General features: G+C 72.9%; 16 protein-coding genes. 8 read left to right on the forward strand and 8 right to left on the reverse strand.

The genetic code is table 11. The features are described from left to right. Nucleotides 1–48: 48 nt before the first annotated feature. Entirely contained in the window at nt 49–1,005 is a 957-nt protein-coding gene (locus ACFFRH_RS17480; RefSeq protein WP_386157731.1) for an ABC transporter permease, read from the reverse strand. A gap of 14 nt (nt 1,006–1,019) precedes the next feature. Beyond that, the gene (locus ACFFRH_RS17485; RefSeq protein ID WP_386157733.1) at nt 1,020–2,651 is read right to left on the reverse strand and encodes an ABC transporter substrate-binding protein; all 1,632 of its coding nucleotides are present in this window, start codon (nt 2,649–2,651) and stop codon (nt 1,020–1,022) included. Between the two features lie 478 nt (nt 2,652–3,129). Here ACFFRH_RS17485 and ACFFRH_RS17490 point away from each other — a divergent pair, with 478 nt between their 5' ends. Both ACFFRH_RS17490 and rph read left to right on the forward strand, forming a co-directional pair. Beyond that, nucleotides 3,130–4,239, forward strand: coding sequence for an ABC transporter substrate-binding protein (locus ACFFRH_RS17490; protein ID WP_386157735.1), 1,110 nt, complete (start codon nt 3,130–3,132; stop codon nt 4,237–4,239). A 315-nt stretch (nt 4,240–4,554) separates the two neighbouring features. Beyond that, a complete protein-coding gene (gene rph / locus ACFFRH_RS17495) occupies nt 4,555–7,161 on the forward strand; it encodes a rifamycin-inactivating phosphotransferase (RefSeq protein WP_386157738.1) in 2,607 nt (868 codons plus the stop codon). Nucleotides 7,162–7,252: 91 nt separating this feature from the next. On the opposite strand, the gene ACFFRH_RS17500 is transcribed toward rph, so the two are convergent. After that, a complete protein-coding gene (locus ACFFRH_RS17500) occupies nt 7,253–7,906 on the reverse strand; it encodes a response regulator (protein ID WP_386157741.1) in 654 nt (217 codons plus the stop codon). Beyond that, on the reverse strand, nt 7,903–9,009 hold the full coding sequence (locus ACFFRH_RS17505) for a sensor histidine kinase (protein ID WP_344744875.1): 1,107 nt from the start codon (nt 9,007–9,009) through the stop codon (nt 7,903–7,905). The genes ACFFRH_RS17500 and ACFFRH_RS17505 overlap by 4 nt, the downstream gene beginning before the upstream one ends. 129 nt (nt 9,010–9,138) lie before the next feature. On the opposite strand from ACFFRH_RS17505, the gene ACFFRH_RS17510 reads away from it, so the two are divergent. Further along, a complete protein-coding gene (locus ACFFRH_RS17510; RefSeq protein ID WP_386157745.1) occupies nt 9,139–10,221 on the forward strand; it encodes a hypothetical protein in 1,083 nt (360 codons plus the stop codon). A 143-nt stretch (nt 10,222–10,364) separates the two neighbouring features. Here ACFFRH_RS17510 and ACFFRH_RS17515 read toward each other — a convergent pair whose 3' ends face one another. Then, entirely contained in the window at nt 10,365–11,585 is a 1,221-nt protein-coding gene (locus ACFFRH_RS17515; protein ID WP_344744873.1) for an MFS transporter, read from the reverse strand. Between the two features lie 72 nt (nt 11,586–11,657). On the opposite strand from ACFFRH_RS17515, the gene ACFFRH_RS17520 reads away from it, so the two are divergent. Beyond that, nucleotides 11,658–12,500, forward strand: coding sequence for a LysR family transcriptional regulator (locus ACFFRH_RS17520; protein ID WP_344744872.1), 843 nt, complete (start codon nt 11,658–11,660; stop codon nt 12,498–12,500). A 58-nt stretch (nt 12,501–12,558) separates the two neighbouring features. Here the strand turns inward: ACFFRH_RS17520 and ACFFRH_RS17525 are convergent, their stop codons facing one another. Further along, a complete protein-coding gene (locus tag ACFFRH_RS17525) occupies nt 12,559–13,581 on the reverse strand; it encodes a DUF6183 family protein (protein WP_344744871.1) in 1,023 nt (340 codons plus the stop codon). A 394-nt stretch (nt 13,582–13,975) separates the two neighbouring features. Further along, nucleotides 13,976–14,929, reverse strand: coding sequence for a pirin family protein (locus tag ACFFRH_RS17530; RefSeq protein WP_386157750.1), 954 nt, complete (start codon nt 14,927–14,929; stop codon nt 13,976–13,978). Between the two features lie 162 nt (nt 14,930–15,091). On the opposite strand from ACFFRH_RS17530, the gene ACFFRH_RS17535 reads away from it, so the two are divergent. The 3 genes from ACFFRH_RS17535 to ACFFRH_RS17545 all read left to right on the forward strand — a co-directional run bounded on the left by ACFFRH_RS17535 (nt 15,092) and on the right by ACFFRH_RS17545 (nt 18,431). Then, complete coding sequence (locus ACFFRH_RS17535) at nt 15,092–16,738, forward strand: sensor histidine kinase (protein WP_344744868.1); 1,647 nt, start codon at nt 15,092–15,094, stop codon at nt 16,736–16,738. 97 nt (nt 16,739–16,835) lie between these two features. Further along, nucleotides 16,836–17,312, forward strand: a complete 477-nt coding sequence (locus ACFFRH_RS17540) for an Lrp/AsnC family transcriptional regulator (RefSeq protein WP_386157753.1) — start codon at nt 16,836–16,838, stop codon at nt 17,310–17,312. Between the two features lie 183 nt (nt 17,313–17,495). Beyond that, nucleotides 17,496–18,431: a nucleoside hydrolase gene (locus ACFFRH_RS17545; RefSeq protein ID WP_386157756.1), complete on the forward strand. Its 936-nt coding sequence runs from the start codon at nt 17,496–17,498 to the stop codon at nt 18,429–18,431. A gap of 15 nt (nt 18,432–18,446) precedes the next feature. Here ACFFRH_RS17545 and ACFFRH_RS17550 read toward each other — a convergent pair whose 3' ends face one another. Continuing rightward, a complete protein-coding gene (locus ACFFRH_RS17550) occupies nt 18,447–19,505 on the reverse strand; it encodes an SDR family oxidoreductase (protein WP_344744867.1) in 1,059 nt (352 codons plus the stop codon). Between the two features lie 221 nt (nt 19,506–19,726). Here ACFFRH_RS17550 and ACFFRH_RS17555 point away from each other — a divergent pair, with 221 nt between their 5' ends. After that, nucleotides 19,727–20,641, forward strand: coding sequence for a LysR family transcriptional regulator (locus ACFFRH_RS17555; protein WP_344744866.1), 915 nt, complete (start codon nt 19,727–19,729; stop codon nt 20,639–20,641). The last annotated feature ends 74 nt before the right edge of the window (nt 20,642–20,715 follow it).

The following is a 20,715-nucleotide window of genomic DNA, read 5'->3' on the forward strand; positions in this document are numbered from 1 at the left end:
AAAGCTCACGGGCCGAAAGCTCACCGGCCGGACCCCTCGTACGCCCCTTCACGCGGCGGCCCCCCCGAGCCGGACCCGGGGGTCGAGCAGGCGGTAGGCCAGGTCGGCCGCGAGGATGATCGACATGTAGAGGACGCCGAGCACCATCGCGGTGGCCTGCAGGGTCGGCAGGTCCTTGTCGACCGCCGACCGCAGCAGGAGGTCGCCGATGCCCGGGTAGTTGAACAGCAGCTCGACGGCGACCAGCCCACCGAGCAGGAACTGCAGCTGCACGCCGAGCGCGCTGGTGGCCGGCACCGTGGAGTTGCGCAGCACGTGCCGCCGCACCACCCGGGCCCGGCCGAGCCCGCGCAGCTCCGCGGCCCTGACGTACGGGCTCTCCACGGCCGCCACGGTGCTCGCGCGCACGTGGCGGGCGACGTAGCCGGTGCACAGCAGGACGAGGGAGGTCACCGGCAGCGCCAGGTGGCCGAGCCGGGTCAGGACCGTCGCGCCGTCCGGCGCCTGGGCCGAGGCGGGGAACCAGCGCAGCCGCACCGCGAAGACGACCAGCAGCACCACCCCCGTCACGAACTCCGGTATGGCGCCCAGGGCCAGCCCGGTGACGCTGATGACCCGGTCGGCGGGGCGGTCGTGGTTGACCCCGGCGACCAGCCCGAGCGTCACCGCGACCGGGACCAGCAGGGCGAACGCCAGCCCGCCCAGGATCAGGGAGTCGGCGAGGCGTCCGAGGACGAGATCGCGGACCGGCACCCCGAGGGTGTGGGAGTCGCCCCACTCACCGGTGAAGAACCCCGACAGCCAGTCCGCGTAGCGGTCGGCGAGCGGCCGGTCGAGCCCCAGCTGCTCGCGGAGCCGCGCCACGGCCTCCTCGCCCGCCTCGCGGCCCAGGATCGTGCGGGCCACGTCGCCGGGGACCAGCTCGGTGGCGGCGAAGACCAGCAGGGACACCGCGAGCAGGGTGAGCGGGATCGCCGCCAGCCGCCGGAGCAGGAATCGCCTCATGCCACTCATCCCGCCTACAGCCGCGAGACCGAGCTGAAGTCGACATAGCTCGACGGATGGGCCGACACGCCGGTGAAGCGATCACCCGCGTACGCCCGGACGGCGCCGCTCCAGACCGCGATGATCACCGGGACGTCCTCGTGGAGCGCCTTGGCGATGATCGCGGCCTGGGTCCTGCGTTCCTCGTCGGTCGTCGCCGAGTCGTAGGCGTCGGTGGCGGCGTCCAGCGCGGGGTTGGCGTACTTCGAGCCGTTCCACACGCCGCCGCTCTTGACCATCGGGATGATGAACTGGCTGGGCACCGCGCGCCCGGCCCAGCCCACCAGGTTGGCCGGGGTGAACAGCCAGGGGGTGTCCTTCTCCTGGTCGCCGCCGTAGAAGTCGCCGGACGTGCGCTGGTCGAGCTCCACCTCGATGCCTACCTGCTTGAGCTGGTCCTGCACGGTGAGGGCGTAGTCCTTGCTCGGCGGGTCGTACGTCAGCTTGAAGGAGAGCCTCTCCACGCCGGCCGCGGCGAGCAGCGACGCGACCTTCGCCGGGTCCTTGGCCCGCTGCGGCACGTCCGGCGGCGCGGCCGGGAACAGGGCGGCGAACAGGTGGTCGTTGCCCAGCGCGCCGATGCCGTCGTAGACGCCCGCGTTCACCCCCGGCCGGTCCAGGGCGTACGCGATCGCCTGGCGCACCTCCTTCCTGTCGAAGGGCGCCTGGTCCACGCGCAGGGTGAAGGCGGTGAGGCCGGTGCCCTGGACCTGGTCGACCACGGTGCCGCCGAGCCCCTTGAGCGGCCCGACCAGCGCGGGGCGGCTGAGGATCTGGGTGTCGATCTCGCCGCTCTGCAGCGCGAGGAGGTCCGCCTGGTCGTCGGCGTAGAAGGTGATCCGCACGCCGTCCAGGTACGGCTTGCCCGGCTCCCAGTACTTCGGGTTGCGTTTGAACACCGCGCCGCTGGAGGCGTCGTACGACTCCAGCAGGAACGGGCCGGTGCCGACCGGCCTGGCGGTGAAGTCGCCCGCGTAGTCCTCCTTGAGGATCACCGCGTTGTAGTTTCCCGCCGACACCAGGTACGGGAAGTCGGAGAAGGCACGCTCCAGGGTGAAGACGACCGTCGAGTCGTCCCGGACGCCGATCCCGCCCCTGGCCAGCACCGAGTCGAACGCCGCCGCGGCCGCGGACTTGCTCTTCGGGTCGAGCAGCCGGTCGAAGGTGGCCTTGACCGCCTTCGCGTCCAGCGGCGTGCCGTCGGAGAAGGTGACGCCCTCGCGGAGGGAGAAGACCCAGCGCTCGCCCCCCTCCTCGGACTCCCACCTCTCGGCCAGGCGGGGTACGAGCTTGAAGTCCCTGTCCAGCCAGATCAGGTAGTCGGCCACCAGCTGGACGATCGCGATCGCGGAGCCGTCGTACATGGTGACGGGGTCGACCGCGGTGGGCGGCGGGGGAGAGCCGGCGCGCAGCGTGCCGCCGGTCTTCGGGGTGCCCGGCGGGGAGGCGGGAACCGTCCGGGGGCCGCCGCCCGCGCTCGCCGTGTCGCCTGGGTCGCCCGTGCCACCTGTGCCGCCCGCGCAGGCGGCGAGCAGCCCGGTCAGCGCGGCGCCTCCGGCCGCGCCGAGGAAGAGGCGTCGTGACAGGCCGGGGAGGCGGGACAGCACCTCGGCACCCGGACCACCGGGGGAACTCCGGGGGACAGGCCGAGGGGCACGGTGGGGGGATTCCTGCATCGGAGGGTCTCCTCGCGGTCGAGGCTGGTGAGAATCCGCGCGGCTCGGCGGCGTCCCGCGGCGGCTCGAATATATCCATACTATTCAGGTAGGAATACTGGGCTGTCAAGGGAGCGCGGCCCATCGGGACCGGATGGCGTGCTCCTTCTTGACCTTTCCTGGCCTTCTCCTCCGTTTCCGGTCTTTCGCTCCGTTCCATGCCTTTACCGGAAACCCGCCCCCCGCCGGCTCCTCCGCGACGGCCCGCTCACGGGCGGATCCCGCTCGCCCGCGACGCCGGGCACCACGGAACGCCGTCATCAGGCCCTGCGGAAGCGACACCCCGAGACGGTTGAATAGGCGAGTCCATCGGTAACGAGGCCGGATCCGGGCAAATCACGACCGGATCATCACAGGGGAGACGCAGCGCATGAACACGCCACCATCGCCGGGAGCGGAGCGGACCGACGGATCCTCCGTCCGGATCGGCGCCCTCGTTCCGCTGACCCGGCCCGGCTGGGTCGGGGCGGGCCGGCACCTGCTCGCCGGACTCGAACTGGCCGTTCGCGAGGTCAACGAGGCCGGCGGGATCGCCGGAAGACCGCTCGAACTGGTGGTCAGAGACACCGCGGCCGATCCGCGAAGGGCCGCGGCGGCCGTGGACGAACTGGCCCGCCTGGGCGTGGCCGCCCTGGCGGGGGAGTACCACAGCGTCGTCGCCCGCGCCGCCGCCGCCAGGGCCGACGCCCTCGGCCTGCCGTTCCTGTGCTCGTCGGCGGTCCTCGACGCGCTCACCGAACAGCCGACGGAACGGGTCGCGCGCCTCGCCCCGGCGCAGTCCCACGGCTGGCGGATCTACGCGGACTTCCTCCTCGGCGCGGGCCACCGCCGGATCGCCGTGGCGGCGGAGCCGAGTGTCTACTGGGCGTCCGGGGCCCGCATCCTGCGGGACCACCTCGCTCCACGCGGCGGCACCGTCACCGAACTCGACATGCGCGCGCTCACCCCCTCGGCCCTGTGCGACGAACTCGCCGGCGACCGCGCGACAGCCCTCCTTCTCCTGGTCGGCCACCCGGAGCCGGCGGTGCCGATCGTCAGGTCCGTCCGCCGCGACCGGCGTCTCGCCGGGATCGTGATCGGTGCTCCGGCCGGGCAGCCGGAGTTCGCCGAATGGACGACGGCGCTGGGCGACGACGGCACCGCGATCCCGTTCCTGCGCTACCTGCCCGAGCGCCTCGGCCAGCTCGGCGCGCGAGTCGAGACGGCCCTTCGCGAGCGGCTGGCCGAGGCGCCCTCCTTCGTCGCCTTCGAGGGCTACGACACGGTCACCGTCCTCGCCGAGGTGCTGCGGTCGAACGGCGCGGACCGGACGCGCACCGCCGGATCCTGGCCGCGCGTCGAGGTCGAGGGCACCCGCGGGCGGATCCGGTTCTCCCGCGTGCCGGGCGTCGGCGTCTGGCAGTGGGCCTGGCCGCCGATCCAGGTCGTCGATCGGGACCCGGCGGAACCCGGTCGCTTCCGGGTCCTGCACACCGGCTGAGAGCACGGACGGTCGCCGTCGAACTCCACGTCGCCGGCGGCCCGCGGCGGACGGACGGGCGAGCTCACCGGTGAGGCGCGGATCGGCCGTCCTGTCCGAGCGTCACCGGAGCGTGGGGGAGGGCCCGAGGTGATCGGCAGGGGGGCGGGGGTGAACGGCGGCCCGGGACGCCGGTGTGGGCGAGGCCGGGGCGGACCGTGCGCGACACTTCCCGCCACTTTCATTTTTTATCAGATCCGCGCGCCTCATGAGACGCCGAAAAGTACCTCATACTGCCCGTTGCGAATCGGACCGACGAACGATGGAGCAACGGAATTGCGCTGTGTACTGGGTTTCGAGGAGATCGACTCGACGAGCATCGCGGACGTCGGCGGCAAGGGGGCGCACCTGGGCGAGCTCTCGCGAATCGACGGCATCCGCGTGCCGGACGGCTTCTGCGTCACGACGGACGTCTTCCAGCGGGTCGTGGCGGAGGCGCCGTCGATCGGCGCCCAGCTCGACCTGCTGTCACACGTCGAACCGGACGACCACGCGGCGATCCGCGCTCTGAGCGCCGACATCCGCCGTGCCGTCGAAGGACTCACGGTTCCCGACGATCTCGCGGTGGCGATCGGCGAGTCGCTCGCCCGCCTCGGGGAGCGGGCCGCCTACGCGGTGCGTTCCAGCGCGACGGCCGAGGACCTGCCGACCGCGTCCTTCGCCGGCCAGCAGGACTCGTACCTGAACATCACGGGCCTGCCGGAGATCCTCCGGCACGTCCGGAAGTGCTGGGCCTCGCTGTTCACCGAGCGGGCGATCACCTACCGGAGCCGCAACGGCTTCGACCACCGCCGGGTACGGATGGCCGTGGTCGTGCAGCGGATGGTGTTCCCGGACGCGGCCGGGATCCTCTTCACCGCGGACCCCGTGACCTCGAACCGGAAGATCGCCACGGTGGAGGCCGGTTGGGGACTCGGCGAGGCGCTCGTCTCCGGCCTGGTCGCCGGGGACGTCTACACGGTGCGCGACGATCAGGTCCTCACCACGGCGGTCGCCACCAAGTCGCGGTCCGTCCAGGCGTCGCCGGGAGGCGGCACCCGGGACGCGCCGGTCGAACCGCCGCGGCAGACGCGGCCGGCTCTGACGGACGAGCAGGTCGTGCGCCTGGTACGGCTGGGCCGGCGCGTCGAGGCGCACTTCGGCAGGCCCCAGGACATCGAGTGGTGCCTGGCCGGCGACGACTTCCACCTCGTCCAGAGCCGGGCGATCACCACCCTGTTCCCCGTCCCCGAGACCGGCGACGAGGAGAACCACGTCTACGTCTCCGTCGGTCACCAGCAGATGATGACCGACGCGATGAAGCCGCTGGGACTCTCCCTGTGGCAGCTGACGACCCCGCGGCCGATGCACGAGGCGGGCGGGCGGCTGTTCGTCGACGTGGCCCCCATCCTGGCGACGCCCGCGGGGCGCGCGAACCTCATCGGGACCCTGGGGAAGTCCGACCCGCTGATCCGGGACGCGCTGCAGACCATCCTCGACCGCGGCGACTTCGTCCGCTCGCTCCCCGACGACGACTCCGCCGCCGCGCCCGCCGGTGACCCGCCCGCCCCGATCGAGGCCGATCCGGCCGTCGTCACCCAGCTGATCCGGGAGAGTCAGGCGTCCGTCGCCACCCTGCGGAGCGAGATCCAGGCCCTGTCCGGGACGGCGCTGCTCGACTTCGTCCTGGCCGACATCGCGGAGCTGAAGCGCACCCTGTTCTCCCCGCGGAGTCACCAGGCGATCATGGCTGGGATGGAGGCGGCCTGGTGGCTCAACGACCACCTCGAGGCGTGGCTGGGTGAGAAGAACGCGGCCGACGCGCTCACGCAGTCCGTCCCCCACAACGTCACGTCGGAGATGGGGCTGGCGCTCCTCGACGTCGCGGACACGATCCGGCCGCACGCGGACGTCGTGACGTTCCTGCACCGCGTCGCGGACGAGGGCCGGGAGGGCGACGGCTTCCTGGACGAGCTGGCCGGGCTGGACGGCGGGCGGGAGGCGCGTGACGCCATCCGGGGCTACCTCGACGAGTACGGCATGCGCTGCGCGGGCGAGATCGACATCACCAGGACGCGCTGGAGCGAGCGTCCCGCCACGCTCGTGCCCGCCATCCTCGGCAACATCAAGAACTTCGAGCCCGGCGCCGGCGAACGACGCTTCGAGCAGGGACGCCTGGAGTCACGACGGAAGGAGGGGGAACTTCTGACGCGACTGCGCGCCCTGCCCGACGGGGAGCGGAAGGCCGAGGAGACCAAGCGGATGATCGACCGCGTCCGCGCCTTCGCCGGATACCGGGAGTATCCCAAGTACGGCATGGTGAGCCGCTACTTCGTCTACAAGCAGGCGTTGCTGCGGGAGGCCGATCGCCTCGTCCGCTCCGGCACCCTGCGCGAGAGGGAGGACGTCTTCTTCCTCCGGTTCGAGGAACTGCGGGAGGTCATGCGCACCGGCGAGGTGGACGCCGGGCTCGTCCTGGAGAGGCGGGAGGCGTTCCGGTCGTACGAGGTGCTCACCCCGCCCCGGATCCTCACCTCGGACGGCGAGGCCGTCACCGGCCGATATCGGCGTGAGGACGTCCCTCCCGGCGCGCTGATCGGACTCCCGGTCTCGGCCGGGACCGTCGAGGGCCGTGCCCGCGTCGTCACGGACATGGCGCGGGCCGACCTCGAGGCGGGCGACATCCTGGTCACCGCCTACACCGACCCCAGCTGGACCCCCCTGTTCGTCACCGTCGCCGGACTGGTGACGGAGGTGGGCGGCCTCATGACGCACGGGGCGGTGATCGCGCGGGAGTACGGCCTGCCGGCCGTCGTGGGCGTGGAGCGGGCCACCCGGCTGATCCGGGACGGGCAGCGGATCCGCGTTCACGGAACCGGCGGATACGTCCAGATCCTCGACTGAACCGCCGCCCCGGCCCCGGGACTGCGGGCTCCGGGACGCGGGTCGGGGCGGGGCGGAGCGGGGGTGGCCCTCGTGGTGCGGCCGGCGCGCGCTACGGACCGGTGACGGTGCCGGAGCTCCACGCCCAGGCGGCGATGCCGACCCGGTTGGCCACCGCGAGCTTGCGCTGGACGTTGGCGACGTGGGTCTTCACCGTGCCGGAGCCGATGAACAGCTCGGTGGCGATCTCGGCGTTGGTGCGGCCGTGGGCGACCAGACGGGCGATCTCCAGCTCCCGCTCCGTCAGCGGCTCGGCGAGCACGGGTGGCCCGGGTGGCCCGGGTGGCGCGGCGGGCGTTCGGAGGTGGGCCAGCAGGCGGACGGTGACCTGCGGGCTGATCAGCGTGTCACCGGCCATGGCCGCCCGGACGGCCTCGACGAGCAGGGCGGGGCCCGACCGCTTGAGCAGGAAGCCGCAGGCGCCGTTGCGCAGCGCGGTGTGCACGTACTCGTCGAGGTCGAAGGTCGTCACGACGATCACCCGGGTGTGCCCGGCCAGCACCCGGGTGACCTCCAGCCCGTCGAGCCTCGGCATGCGGATGTCGGCGAGCACCACGTCGGGCCGCAGGGACCGGGTCAGGCCGACGGCGCTGTGGCCGTCGGCGGCCTCCCCCACCACCGTCATGTCGGGCTGGGAGTCGAGGATGAGCCGGAAGCCGATCCGCACGTCCTCCTGGTCGTCGGCGATCAGGATCCGGGTGGTCATGCCGGCTCTCCTCGACCGGCGGCCTGACGGCTCGCGCGTGTTCCGGTGTGCCGGGGCCGCCACGGCGGGTGGGCGGGCACGAGCGCCTCGACCCGCCAGCCGCCCGGCTCGGGCCCGGCCGACAGCGAGCCGCCGAGCACCTCGACCCGCTCGGTGAGCCCGACCAGGCCGAAGCCCCCGCGGCGGGCCGCCTGCGAGTGACCGCCGCCGCCGTCGTCGTCGACGCGCACGCGGACCGACTCTCCCACCCGGGTTACGGTGATCGCGACGGAGGTCGCCGCGGGGGCGTGGCGGCGCACGTTGGTGAGCGCCTCCGTCGCGACCCGGTAGACGGTGGCGGAAGTCTCCTGGGAGAGCCGCCGCTCCAGCCCGGGATCGACCGAGAGGTCCACCCGCACCGACGGGGAGTATCCGCCGGCGAGCCGCGCCAGGCCGTCGACCCCGGGCAGCGGTTCCGTCGGGTCCGGTCCGGTCTCGTCGGCCTCGTGGAGCATCTGGACGGTGCGGTCCATGGCGGCCAGAGCCCGCTGGCCCGCCTCCTCGATACGCCGCAGCGCGTCGGCCACCTGCGGCGGGAGCGGCTCCGGTACGAGCCGGGCGGCCTGCGCCTGCACGAGGATCCCGCTCACGTCGTGGGCGACGAAGTCGTGCAGGTCGCGGGCGAGCACGAGCCGTTGCGTCCGTCTGGCCTCGGCCACCGCGCGGCGCCGGCCGTTGTCCAGCACGCGCACGTAGAGGCCGGCCCCCGCCGCCGCGACCGCGAGGAGGGACCAGCTCGCGCAGGCCACGACGGTGAACGTGAGGTCACCGGGCCAGAGCGCGCGCACGAGCATCAGCGCGACCGCGCTCCCCGCGAGCCCGGCCGAGGTGACGGCCCGAGGGGCCGGCGCGCGCCTGGCGGCCATGAACGTCAGCACGAGCAGGGGCGACACCTCTGCCGGCCCCCAGGGGACGGTGTCGCCGCGCCACCCGGCCAGCGGATGCGCGACGGTGACGGCGATCGAGATCGCCCCGGCCACCGCGGCGGGCCACGCGGGCGGCACGCGCGGCACGAACGCCACGATCACCATGGCGAGTGCCACGAACGCGGCGACCTGGTCCATGGATTGACCCTATTGGGATGCCCGGCCGCGGCGGATCCCCCGAAAGGGAGAGGGAGCACGACGTTCGCCGGGCGAAATCCACCGAACGGCAGATGGGCACGGCGCGCTCCGTCGATCGACGATCGATCCATGGAAACGACCACGGACGAAACGATTACGGACCACCGGAAGGTGACCCCCCGGTGGCCCCGCTGGGCGGCGTACGCGGCGAGCGCGTGGTCGCTGGCCTACGGCTGCCTCGGACTCCACTGGGCACGGGGCGGCGCGGGTTTCCCCTTCGGCGAGGGCGATGTCCCCGACGCCAGGGCGGAGTCGTGGCTGGGCGGCGCGACGGCGTCGGGAACCGCGCCGGTCATCGCGGCGCTCGGGTTCACGGGCGCGGTGCTCGCGCTGGTCATGGCCCGGGTACGGCCGCGCGGCGCGGCCCGCGTCGCGGTGCTCGCGACGGCCTGGGCCATCGCGGTGACACTTGTCGCTCTCGTCCCGGACGCCCGAATCATGATCGCGCTCGGATACGTTCCGATCGTCCTGGCCGGGCTGCCGTTCGGCTGGCCGGACGTCGACTACTTCGAGGTCGCGCTGCCCTGGCCGGTGCTGAACCTGATCATCTGCCTGGCCGGGGGGCTGCTGTGGGCGGGCGCGGCACTGGCCTTCCAGCGGCGCACCGGCGATGCCTGCGGCGGCTGCGGCCGTTCCGCGAGCGGGAGCGCCATCTGGACGACACCCGCCTCGGCGGCCAGATGGGGGCGCTGGGCGGCCTACACGGCCTTCGTCGTCCCGCTCTTCTACGCCGTGGTCCGCTGGGCGTGGGCGCTGAACATCCCTCTGCTGTTCTCGGAGGAGGAACTGCGCTGGCTGCACGAAACGGGCCTGGTGTGGGCAGGGGCGGGGCTGGCGACGTTCGCGGCGGCCGGCGGGGTGCTCACGCTCGGGCTGGTGCACCGCTGGGGTGAGATCTGGCCCCGCTGGGTGGTCGGACTGGCGGGCAGGCGCGTCCCGCCCGCCCTTCCGGTCGCCCTCGCCTCGGTGGTCACGGCCGTGCTGCTGTCGGCGGGCGCGCAGGTGGTGCGCGTCACGGACTGGACCGACCCGGCCGCCTGGCTGAGCAGTCCGATGGCGTACTGGCCGATCTGGGCCGTGGCCCTCGGTGTGGCGACGCTGGCGTACCACCTGCGCAGGCGGGGCCGGTGCCGCCACTGCGGGCTGGTCTGACCGGCTCCGACAGGGGCGCGGCCGGAACGCGGTGGGACGCGGCGGGAACGGGCGAGGGTCGGGCCGGCGGCCGTACCCGGCCTGTCATCGGCGCCGTACGCCCACAGGCGTGCCGGGCTGTGCCGGGCGGTGCCGGGTCGGCGTCACGGGGTCGGCGCGACGGTGTCGCGGGGCTCGGCCGCCCGCGACGAGGACGACGGAGAGGGCGCGGCGGCGGGTGACCGGCGCGAGAGCAGGTATCCCGCCAGCGCGGCGAGCAGGCCGGTCAGGCCGGCCGCCGCGAAGCCGCCCGCCGGGGCGGACGCGTCGATCGCCACTCCCACGACCGGGGAGCCGAGGGCGAAGCCCGCGCTCGCCGCCGAGGACTGCAGGCCGGTCGCCTCACCTCGCACACCGGCCGGCGTCAGCCGGCTCACCGCGTCGGAGACCGTGGAAAGGGTCGGTGCGGTGAGCAGCCCGGCGGCGACGACGGCCACACACAGCCAGGGCCAGTCGTGGGCGAGCCCGGCCGGAATCGTCACCAGCCCGAGCAGGCCGAGCAGCAGCCAGGTGGGCATCGGCCGGGGCAGCGCTCCGTACACCAGGCCGCCCACGACGGACGTCACGCCGAACACGGCGACGACCAGGGCCGCCCAGGAGACCTGACCGGCTTCCCGGAGGGTGGCGACGATGGCCAGGTCGACCCCGCTGAGCAGCATCGCGACGCCGAACCCCATCGTCAGGACGGCGACCAGGCGCGCTCCCAGCCACTCCCCGCGCCGGGGCCGGGGCCGGTCCGCCGCCTCGTCCCCGGTCCGCATCGGCGGATCGAGCAGGGCGATCCCCACCCCGCCGGCGACGATCGCGGCGCCCACCCCCCACGCCACCACGCCGGGGGACATCGTCGCCGCGCACAGGATCACCACCGCCGGTCCCACGATGTACGACAGCTCTCCCACCACCGACTCCAGCGCGAACGCCGCCTGCCGCTGCCCCGCCGTCGTCATCGCGGCGATCGCCTGCCGGGTGACCGCCTGGACCGGCACCATCAGCAGGCCGGCGGCGAAGGAGGCGCCCAGCAGGATCACGTACGGCAGCACGGGCAGGGTGAGCCAGAACACGAGCTGCGGCACGACCGTGGCCGACAGCACGGTACGCAGGCCCCGCCGGTCGATCATCCGGCCCAGCAGCGGCCCGCCCAGCGCGACACCGGCGGTGAGCGCCGCCACCAGGGCTCCCGCCGCCGCGTAACTCATGTCGAGGGCGATGACGACGTACATCGTCAGCGCCATCGCGTCCGCCGTGATCGCGGCGCGGGCGAGCAGCGAGACGCCCAGCAGCGGCGTCATCCCCGGCACCGCGAGCACCTGTCGAAATCCGATCACCGGTTTGACGCTAGGTCACCGGGGAGGCCATAGGAAGTCGTCAATTCGTTGGACCAGGCATAATGAACGCTTATGGCACGCGATCTCGACACCGCGCTGCTGCGGTCGTTCGTCACCGCCGTGCGGGCGGGCAGCATCAGCCGTGCGGCGGTGGCGCTCGGCCGCACCCAGCCCGCGCTCAGCCAGCAGCTGCGCAGGCTCGAAAGGGCCGTCGGCAGCCCGCTGCTGCACCGGGCGCCCTCCGGCGTCTCGCCGACCCGCGCGGGCGAGGAACTGCTGCCCTACGCCGAGCGCATTCTCGCGCTGTCGGCACAGGCGCTCGCCGAAACGGGACGCGCGCTCACCGGGCACTGCGGGGTGGGACTCCTCGAAGATCTCGCCGGCTCCCGCCTTTCCCAGGCACTCGCCGACCTCGCGCGGCTGCACCCCGGCGCGACGCTGGAGGTGCTCAGTCTTTCCAACGCCGAGATGCGGGAGGCCTACGACACGGGCCGTGTCCAGCTCGTGCTCGACGAGGTCCCCGATCTTCCCTGGCCGCCGCGCTGGACGGTTCGTCTGCCGCTGGTCTGGGCGGTCGGGCAGGGGGTCGCCACCGACGCCGATCCGCTGCCGGTGGTGCTGTTCTCGAACGCGTGCGCCTGGCGGACGTCGGTGCTGGAAGCGATGGAGGGCACCGGGCGCCGCTGGCGGGTGGCGTTCGAGAGCAACAGCCTCGCCGGGGTGCTCGCCGCGCTGCGGGCCGGGCTCGGAGTCGCGGCGCTCCTGCCCGCCAACCTCGATCCGGCGATGGCCTGCCACGACGCGGCCGCGCTGCCCGCCCTGCCGGACGTCGAGCTCGGCCTCGCCCGCAACCCCGCCACCGAAGGCGACGCGCTCGTCGACGCCGTGGAGACCGCCCTGCGGCGGATGATCTGAGCGGTGCGCGGACGAGGGACGACCGGGGCGACGGAGTCCGTCGCCGGCCCGTGAGACGTCAGTCGGTGTCGTGGGCGATCAGCAGGCTCAACACGTTCCCGCCCGGGCTGAGCGCGCCGACCGCGATCTCCTGGTCCACCCAGTACGGCTCCCGGCCGGTGAGCCCGAACGCCAGCCACGTCCACCGGGCGGCGAGCTCGTTGACCCGGTGCACGGACGCGTCGGCGGGGGCGCGCACGAGGCCCGCGACCGACTGCCACGCCCTCACCCTGCCGTATCCACCGCGCAGCCCCCTTTCGGAGTAGAGGGGGTCGCAGTAAGCCGCGGTGAGCAGCTCGCACACCACGCCGTCCAGGTTCTCCAGCCGGCCGTTCAACGCGATCCTGGCTCTGAGGGCGTCCGGCAGGAACGCGTTCACCCACAACGACGCCACCTCCCGGGCGTCGAAACGCCGGGGAAGTTCGATGACCACCGCCAGCGAGGTGCTGCTCCAGTGCCGCACGGCGGAGGCGATGAGCCGCTCGTCCCGCCTCGTGCTCACGGTCCTGGACTCGCACACCGGCACCTTCGCCAGCCAGTCCTCCCACAACGGGGTGGGTCGCCGGCCCCCTCCCTCCTCGCCCTCCAGACGCGGGGAAGACCACTCGACAAGCGGGTGCTCCGGCACGTGGAACGCGCTGCGATCCCGCCAGGGGAAGTCACAGGGGGATATGTGGCGCTCTCCCCTGGAGCGCTTGAGGGGCAGGTCCGCGAGAGGGTGACCCAGCTCCCTCAAGGCGGCCGCGCAGCGCACCGCCGCGGGCACCCGGGTCAGGTTGACGCGGCGCACCACCAGTTCCTGCATCAGGCAGGCGACCAGCTCCGCCCACATGTCGAGCTCGGCCGGGAGTCCTTCCAGGAGCGGCAGCAACCGGTGGACCGGCCGCCTCTCGGCCAACAGGGCGGCCAGGTCGCGGATCTGCCGGAGCCGGTGATCACCGGTGTACCGGGTGCGGACCAGATCGGCCAGCGACTCGACGTCGGCCGGGACGCCTGACAGGGCCGGATCGTGTGGATCCCCGCCACTGACGTACCGGCTCACGAAAGTGTCCCCGGCGACGCCTCACCGACGCCCGCGCCCGCCCAGGCGCCCAAAGCGTGACCTGCGACTCCCGCGACCTCCGCGACTCCCGCGACTCCCGCGAACCCCGCGAACCCCGCGAACCCCGCGAACAGGGTGGGCGCCGATTCCGCCCACGCCGTCGTTTCCCTTCTCCCGCGCACACCCTCAGGAATAGCCGGACGGGCTTGCGCGCCGATTGTGAGCCACTGGTGAAGCTCGCCACACCATGTCGCCGTCGCGGTGAGAGTGTTCTGATCAAGGTTCCTGCCGGCCCCCGGCACGGGCCGGTCCCAGGTGGTCGATCCACTCGTGGTCGATCCACCCGCGGCGAAGAGCGTCCTCGACGTCGCCGGGAGTCTCGCCGTACGGCCCGTCAGCGGCGGCGTCCGCGCGCCTTGAGGGGGGTGAGGGGCAGCTCGGGCGCGGGCAGCGGGGCGGCCCCGGTGCCGGGCACCGTGCCGAACGCCTCGCCCTCCATCCACTCCCGCCGGAACCCGGCGATCTCCTCGTGGCTCCGGCCGACGAAGTTCCACCACATCACGATCCGCTCCTCGAACGGCTCGCCGCCCAGGAGCAGCAGCCGCCCGGCCCCCTCGGCGCCCAGGGCCAGCTCCGAGCGCCCGCTGCCCAGGTAGAGCAGCGGGCCGGGGGAGAGATCCGTCCCGCCGACCCGTACGGTGCCGGACAGGGCCAGCGCGGCGTACTCGAAGCCGGGACGCAGCGGGACAGAGGTCCCGGCGCCCGCCTCCAGCGTCACCTCGGCCCCGACGAGCGGGGTGTGGACCGTCGCCGGGGAGGTGACACCGCCCAGCTCGCCCATGATGACGGTCACCGTCACTCCCGGAGCGGTCAGCGCGGGCAGCGCCGGGTGGTGCTCGAAGGCGGGGGCGGTGTCGCGGGAGGCGGAGGGGAGCGCCACCCACAGCTGGACCCCGTGCAGCACGGCCCCGGCGGGCGACTCCTCCGCGTGGGAGATGGCCCGCCCGGCGGTCATCAGGTTGAGCTGGCCTGGCCTGATCGGCTGCTCGCTGCCGACGCTGTCGCGGTGCAGGATCTCGCCCTCCACGAGCCAGCTGACGGTCTGCAGGCCGGTGTGCGGGTGCGGGGGGACGTGCATCCTCGCCCGCTCGGGGCCGTAGTGGTCGACGAAGCACCACGCGCCGACCATCCTGACGTCCCGGTTCGGCAGGGTCCTGGTGACCTTCATCGCCCGGGGGCCGCCCAGCACCACGTCCCGGCCGGTCAGCAGCTCGTTCACCGGCTCCGCCGCCACGTCCGCGAGGCCGCCGCAGGCCGACTCGCGCGGATCCGTTTCCAGGTTGCTCATCTCGCGAATGTACGTCGCGATCCGTCCGTACCGGGCATCGGGGCGCATCGTCCCCCGGGAGGGGATCACGTGCCCAGCGGCCGGTTCCGGTATCTTTCGTCCACCCCCCGCCAGGCACCCACGGACCCGGCGGGACGAACACCGCGTGAAGTGAGAGGCCGAATGACCACCGAGACACCTCCGAGCGGATCCCGCAAGAGCCGCTGGAGCGCGCAGACGTGGTTCAACGTCGTGTTGCTCGTCATGACCCTCCTTCTGGGGATGTCGGCGATCGTCGGCGCCACGGTCCTGCAGAACGCGGCGTCCGCCTCCAACAGGCTGATCGACCACATCTCCGCGGGCAGGCTCCAGGCGGAGCGCCTGCAGGCGACCCTGCTGAACCAGGAGACCGGGGTGCGGGGCTTCGTCATCACCGGCAAGGAGGAGTTCCTGCAGCCGTACGTGGACGGGCGGCGCGACGAGATCGCCGTCTCGGCGCAGATCGAGCGACTGGCGCCGGGCACGGACCCCCTGCGGGCCCTCGAAGAGGTGGCACGGCTGGCCGCCGAGTGGCGGGCCCGCTACGCGGAGCCGATGATCGCCAGCGTCAGGGACGAGGGCCCGGAGAGCGTGAGCGCCGAGCAGGCCGAGGCGAGCAAGCGCTCCTTCGACGCCGTCAGGAAAGGGCTCGACGCCCAGAACGCCGCCTGGGCCCACGCGAGAGAGGTGGCCCGCGCCGACCTGGAGGCCGCCCGCACGGTGAGGGACGCCACCTTCTTCGGCATCCTGGCCGCCTTCCTGGTCACCATCGTCACGGTGGCGGTGCTGTTGAAGATCGCGGTGTTCGGCCCCCTGGCCCGGCTGCGCGAGGCGTCCCGCAGGGTCACCATGGGAGACTTCGCGCACCACGTCGACACCGGCGGCCCCGCCGACCTCGCCGAGCTCGCCGACGACATGGAGGCGATGCGCCGGCGCATCGTCACCGAGCTGGAGGAGGCCCGCGGCTCCCGGCTGCAGATCGCCGCCCAGGCCGAGGAGCTGAAGCGCTCCAACGCCGAGCTGGAGCAGTTCGCCTACGTGGCCTCGCACGACCTGCAGGAACCGCTGCGGAAGATCGCCTCGTTCTGCCAGATGCTCCAGCAGCGGTACGCCCCCCAGCTCGACGAGCGGGCCAACACCTACATCGACTTCGCCGTGGACGGCGCCAAGCGCATGCAGGTGCTCATCAACGAGCTGCTCACCTTCTCCCGGGTGGGACGGATCAGCAGGGAACCCGTCGAGATGGACCTGAACGACGTGGTCGACAGGGCCCTGACCAACCTCTCCGCCGGGGTGGAGGAGTCCGAGGCCGAGATCGAGGTCGGTGACCTGCCCACCGTCGTCGGGGACCGGACCCAGTTCGTGATGCTCTGGCAGAACCTGATCGGCAACTCCCTCAAATTCCGCGACCCCGGCCGCGCGCCCCGGATCGGGATCGCGTCCGAGCGGCTCGACGGGGAGGTGCGGTTGACCGTGACCGACAACGGCATCGGCATCTCCCCCAACTTCGCCGACAAGATCTTCGTCATCTTCCAGCGGCTGCACCAGCGGGACGCCTACGAGGGCACCGGGATCGGCCTGGCGCTCTGCAGGAAGATCGTGGAGCAGCACGGCGGCACGATCCGGCTGGACACCGAGTACACCGAGGGGGCCCGCTTCGTCATCACGCTGCCCGCCGAGGTCGTCGTGCCGGAGCGTGAGGCCGAAGCCGTGGGAGAGACCGGGGGAGAGGCCGAGGACGAGTCCGGACGGGAGGGTTCCGCGGAGATCGCGGCCGGGACCGTGCCGTGACACACGGACGGGAGGGCCTCACGGAGATCGCGGTTGGGACCGTGCCGTGACACGCGGACGGTACGCGCGGTATCCGAATGCCGTTACCGTTTACCGGATGGAGGAGATCGACCGCCGTATCGTCACGTTGCTGGCCAGGGATGGCCGGATGAGCTTCACCGATCTCGCCAGGGAGACCGGGCTCTCGGTGTCGGCGGTGCACCAGCGGGTGCGCCGGCTGGAGAAGCGCGGCGTGCTGCGGGGGTATGCCGCCCTGGTCGACTACGACTCCATCGGGCTCCCGCTCACCGCGTTCGTCTCCATCAAGCCGATCGACCCGGCCGCCGCCGACGACGCCCCCGATCGGCTGGCCCATCTGAGCGCCGTCGAGGCCTGCCACAGCGTGGCCGGGGACGAGAGCTACATCCTCAAGGTCCGGGTGGCCTCGCCGATCGCGCTCGAGGAGCTGCTGAACCAGATCCGCACCGCCGCCAACGTCTCCACCCGCACGACGGTCGTGCTCAGCACGCCGTACGAGCACCGCACCCCGGAGCCCGCGGGCGAGGACGGCGGGGGGCCCGAGGAGCGCGCCTGACCGTCTCGGGGACCGTTCCCGGCAGGCCGCGAGGCCCCGCACGGTGACCGCCCACCTCCCCGGGAGACCGCCGGACGGGGTCGCGGGGGACGCCCGGCGTCTGCCCGGCGGGGTGGTCGCTCGCTTTCCCGGGGGACCGCTCCCGGCTTGCCGGGAATGAGGTGATTGCCCCAAGCTGGACGGGTGCCTCCCAGAAAGATCATCATCGACTGCGACCCGGGGATCGACGACGCGCTGGCGCTCGTCCTCGCCCACGGGAGCCCCGAGCTGGAGATCCTGGGGATCACCACGGTCGGCGGCAACGTCGAGCTGGCCAGGACCACCGACAACGCGCTGCGGCTCCGCGAGTTCCTGGGGTTCGGCGCCGTGCCGGTCACCGCGGGCAGCGCGGGCGCCCTGCTGCGCCCCCGGGTGGACGCGGCCGGGGTGCACGGGGCCTCGGGCCTCGGGGAGGCGCTGCTGCCCCCGGCGTCGCTCCCGCTCGCCGCCGGGCACGCCGCCGACTTCATCATCGAGACGCTCCGGGCCGCCCCGGGCGAGGTGACCCTGGTCGCCATCGGCCCGCTGACCAACGTGGCGCTCGCCGTGCTCAGGGAACCCGCGATCGTCGGCTGGGCGCGGGGGCTCACGATCCTCGGCGGCTCCTACACCCGGGGCAACTTCTCTCCCGCGGCCGAGTTCAACATCGCCGCCGACCCGGAGGCCGCCGCGGTCGTCTTCGGCGCGGGCTGGACGGTGACCATGATCGGCCTCGACGTGAGCCGCGGCGCCGTGACCACGCGGGCGGTGGCCGAGCGCATGGCGGCGATGGGCAGGCTCGGCACCGACCTGCTCCTGCCGTGCGTGCGGTTCTACGGCATGATCACCGCAGAGGACGGCCCCGCGATCCACGACGCCTGCGCGATCGCCCACCTGATCGACCCGTCGCTGATCACCCTCGAACCGGCCGTCGTGGACGTCGAGACGGCGGGCCGCTTCACCGCCGGGATGACCGTGACCGACTTCGCCCTCCGGGGCCGCGCCCCCAACGCCCTGGTCGGCACCTCCCTCGACGTGGGCCGCTTCTGGGACCTCCTGCTCACCGTCTACGCCCGGGTCGCGGAGTCGATCGAGCCCTGAGGCCGTCCGGCCCCCTCAGGGGATGATCCTGCGGCGGCGGAGGTCGCCGAGGATGTCCAGGAACATCGCCTCGGTGTCGACGTACTCGTGGAAGCCGAAGCGCCGGGCCTTGGAACCGTCGGCGAAGAAGTCGTAGTCCCAGGAGAACACGGCGTCGCCGAAGGCCCAGGAGGACACGTCCTCGTACGGGTGCGGCTCCAGCCCGTACCTCTCGGTCATGGCGTTCCAGAGCGGCCCCTTGTCGGCCATGACGACGTCGAGCGACATCGGCAGGGGAGGGGCCACCTCCAGGTCGAAGAACCCGGCGATCTTCGGCCACATGTCGTTCCAGCGGAAGAGGTCGCCGTTGTTGACGTTGAACGCCTGGTTGGCGCAGCGCTCGTCGGTCGCCGCCCAGACGGTCGCCCTGGCCAGCAGTCCCGCGTCGGTCATCTCCAGCAGCGTGTCGTAGGCCCCCGGCCTGCCGGGGAAGCGCAACGGCAGGCCCAGCTCCTTCGAGATCGCGCCGTACACCGCGATCACCATGGCCAGGTTCATCGGGTTGCCGAGGGCGAAGCCGCACACCACGGACGGGCGGATCGCGGTCCACGTCCACCCCGAGCCTTTCTGGCGCTCCTCCAGGAAGTTCTGCTGGTCGACGTTGAACTCCGGTGGCATGTGGTGCGGGTCGCTCTCGCGGGCCGGGGTTTTGAAGGGACCCAGGTGCGCGCCGTAGACCTTGTACCCCTGCATGAGGCTGACGTGCCGCAGGCCCGGCGCCACCGGCTCGACCGCGTCGACGACGTTGACGAGCATGGAGAGGTTGGGCGGTACGAGCTCGGCCCAGGTCGGCCGGTCCTGGTAGGCGGCGTAGAAGATGTGGGTCACGTCGGTGAGCTCGCCGAGTCTTGCGGCGCAGTCGTCCCGGTCGAGCAGGTCGACCCGTACGTGGCGGACCCGCCCCGCGCTCTCCCCGCCGCGGCGCGACAGGCCGATCACGTCCCAGTCGCCGAGCGCCGCGAGGTGGTCGACCAGGTTGCGGCCGATCACCCCCTGGGCGCCGACGACGAGGGCGACCTTGGGCTGGGTGCTCATCGTTTCTCTCCCGATCGGTGCGGATGGGCCGGCGCGCGGTCACGCTCCCGTGCCGGGGAACGCCGGTGCCGTGCGGTCCGATTCTGCGCGGCTCCCCCTCCATGAGTCCAAGGCTTGTTTCTTGTCACAGCCATGAACATCGTTTATGCCGGAGGTCACGGCTGCCGCCGGCTCCTCATGGTCTGAAATCATGATTTATGGGTTTCTGATAATTTTTGCTCATGCTGAGCCTGCGACAGCTCGAATACCTGGTGACCATCGTCGACCAGGGCTCCTTCACGCGGGCCGCCGAAGTCCTCCACGTCACGCAACCGGCCCTGTCGCACCAGATCCGGGCGCTGGAGCGGTCGGCCGGCGCCTCCCTGCTCGAACGGCTGCCCAGGGCCGTCCACCTCACGGCGGCCGGGCGCGCGATGCTGCCCCACGCGCGGGCCGCCCTGGCCGACGCGGCCTGCGCCCTGTCGGCCGTACACCAGGCGACGGGGCTGACCGGGGGAGAGCTGCGGCTGGCCACGGTCTACTCGGTCAGCCTGGGCGTACTGCCCGCCGCGCTGCGCGCCTGGAGCGGTCTCCATCCCGGGGTCGACGTCAGGCTCTTCGAGCACCGCCACGCCGACGAGCTGGCGGAGGCGATGGCGAGCGGGCAGGCCGACCTCGCCGTCGGCCCCCGGCCCGCGTCCTGGGCGGGGCCGGTGCGCACGCTCGGTGCCGAGGAGTTCGTCGTGGCCGTCCCCTTCGGCGATCCTCTCGCGTCCGGCGGAGCGTCCTCGGTGAACCTGGGGGATCTCCGCGACCGCCGCTGGGTCCACTACGCCCCCGGCAACGGCCTGGCCGACATCCTGGACCGCGCCTGCGCGGAGGCCGGGTTCCAGCCCAGGATCGCGGTGCGCACCGAGCAGACGATGTCGGCCCCGACCCTCGCGGCCGCCGGTCTCGGGCCCGCGCTCGTCCCCGCCAACATCGTGCCCCGGGGGTACGAGGGCCACATCCTCCGGCCGAGGCCCGCCGTGACCCGCGTCCTCACCGCTTACGCGCGCACCGGGTTCGACGCCCTCGGCGGGGCCTTCCTCGCCCTGCTCGCCGAGAGTACGGCGGCCATGCTTCTCCCCCCGCCGGACGGCCGCCCCGCTTCCTGAGCGCTCCGGCCCTCCGCACGCCGCGGCCCGCGCCGTGGGACGCGGGCCGTGTGCGGTGCGATGTCACGATATTT

Origin of the sequence: Streptosporangium vulgare (assembly GCF_042428775.1) — a bacterium.
Lineage (GTDB): Bacteria > Actinomycetota > Actinomycetes > Streptosporangiales > Streptosporangiaceae > Streptosporangium > Streptosporangium vulgare.

Coding starts and splice junctions, on each gene's coding strand:
- ACFFRH_RS17550 (WP_344744867.1), bottom strand. CDS start 19,505: ATGAGCACCCAGCCCAAGGTCGCCCTCGTCGTCGGCGCCCAGGGGGTG.
- ACFFRH_RS17505 (WP_344744875.1), bottom strand. CDS start 9,009: ATGGACCAGGTCGCCGCGTTCGTGGCACTCGCCATGGTGATCGTGGCG.
- ACFFRH_RS17555 (WP_344744866.1), top strand. CDS start 19,727: ATGCTGAGCCTGCGACAGCTCGAATACCTGGTGACCATCGTCGACCAG.
- ACFFRH_RS17510 (WP_386157745.1), top strand. CDS start 9,139: ATGGAAACGACCACGGACGAAACGATTACGGACCACCGGAAGGTGACC.
- ACFFRH_RS17530 (WP_386157750.1), bottom strand. CDS start 14,929: ATGAGCAACCTGGAAACGGATCCGCGCGAGTCGGCCTGCGGCGGCCTC.
- ACFFRH_RS17490 (WP_386157735.1), top strand. CDS start 3,130: ATGAACACGCCACCATCGCCGGGAGCGGAGCGGACCGACGGATCCTCC.
- ACFFRH_RS17480 (WP_386157731.1), bottom strand. CDS start 1,005: ATGAGGCGATTCCTGCTCCGGCGGCTGGCGGCGATCCCGCTCACCCTG.
- ACFFRH_RS17540 (WP_386157753.1), top strand. CDS start 16,836: ATGGAGGAGATCGACCGCCGTATCGTCACGTTGCTGGCCAGGGATGGC.
- ACFFRH_RS17535 (WP_344744868.1), top strand. CDS start 15,092: ATGACCACCGAGACACCTCCGAGCGGATCCCGCAAGAGCCGCTGGAGC.
- ACFFRH_RS17520 (WP_344744872.1), top strand. CDS start 11,658: ATGGCACGCGATCTCGACACCGCGCTGCTGCGGTCGTTCGTCACCGCC.
- ACFFRH_RS17500 (WP_386157741.1), bottom strand. CDS start 7,906: ATGACCACCCGGATCCTGATCGCCGACGACCAGGAGGACGTGCGGATC.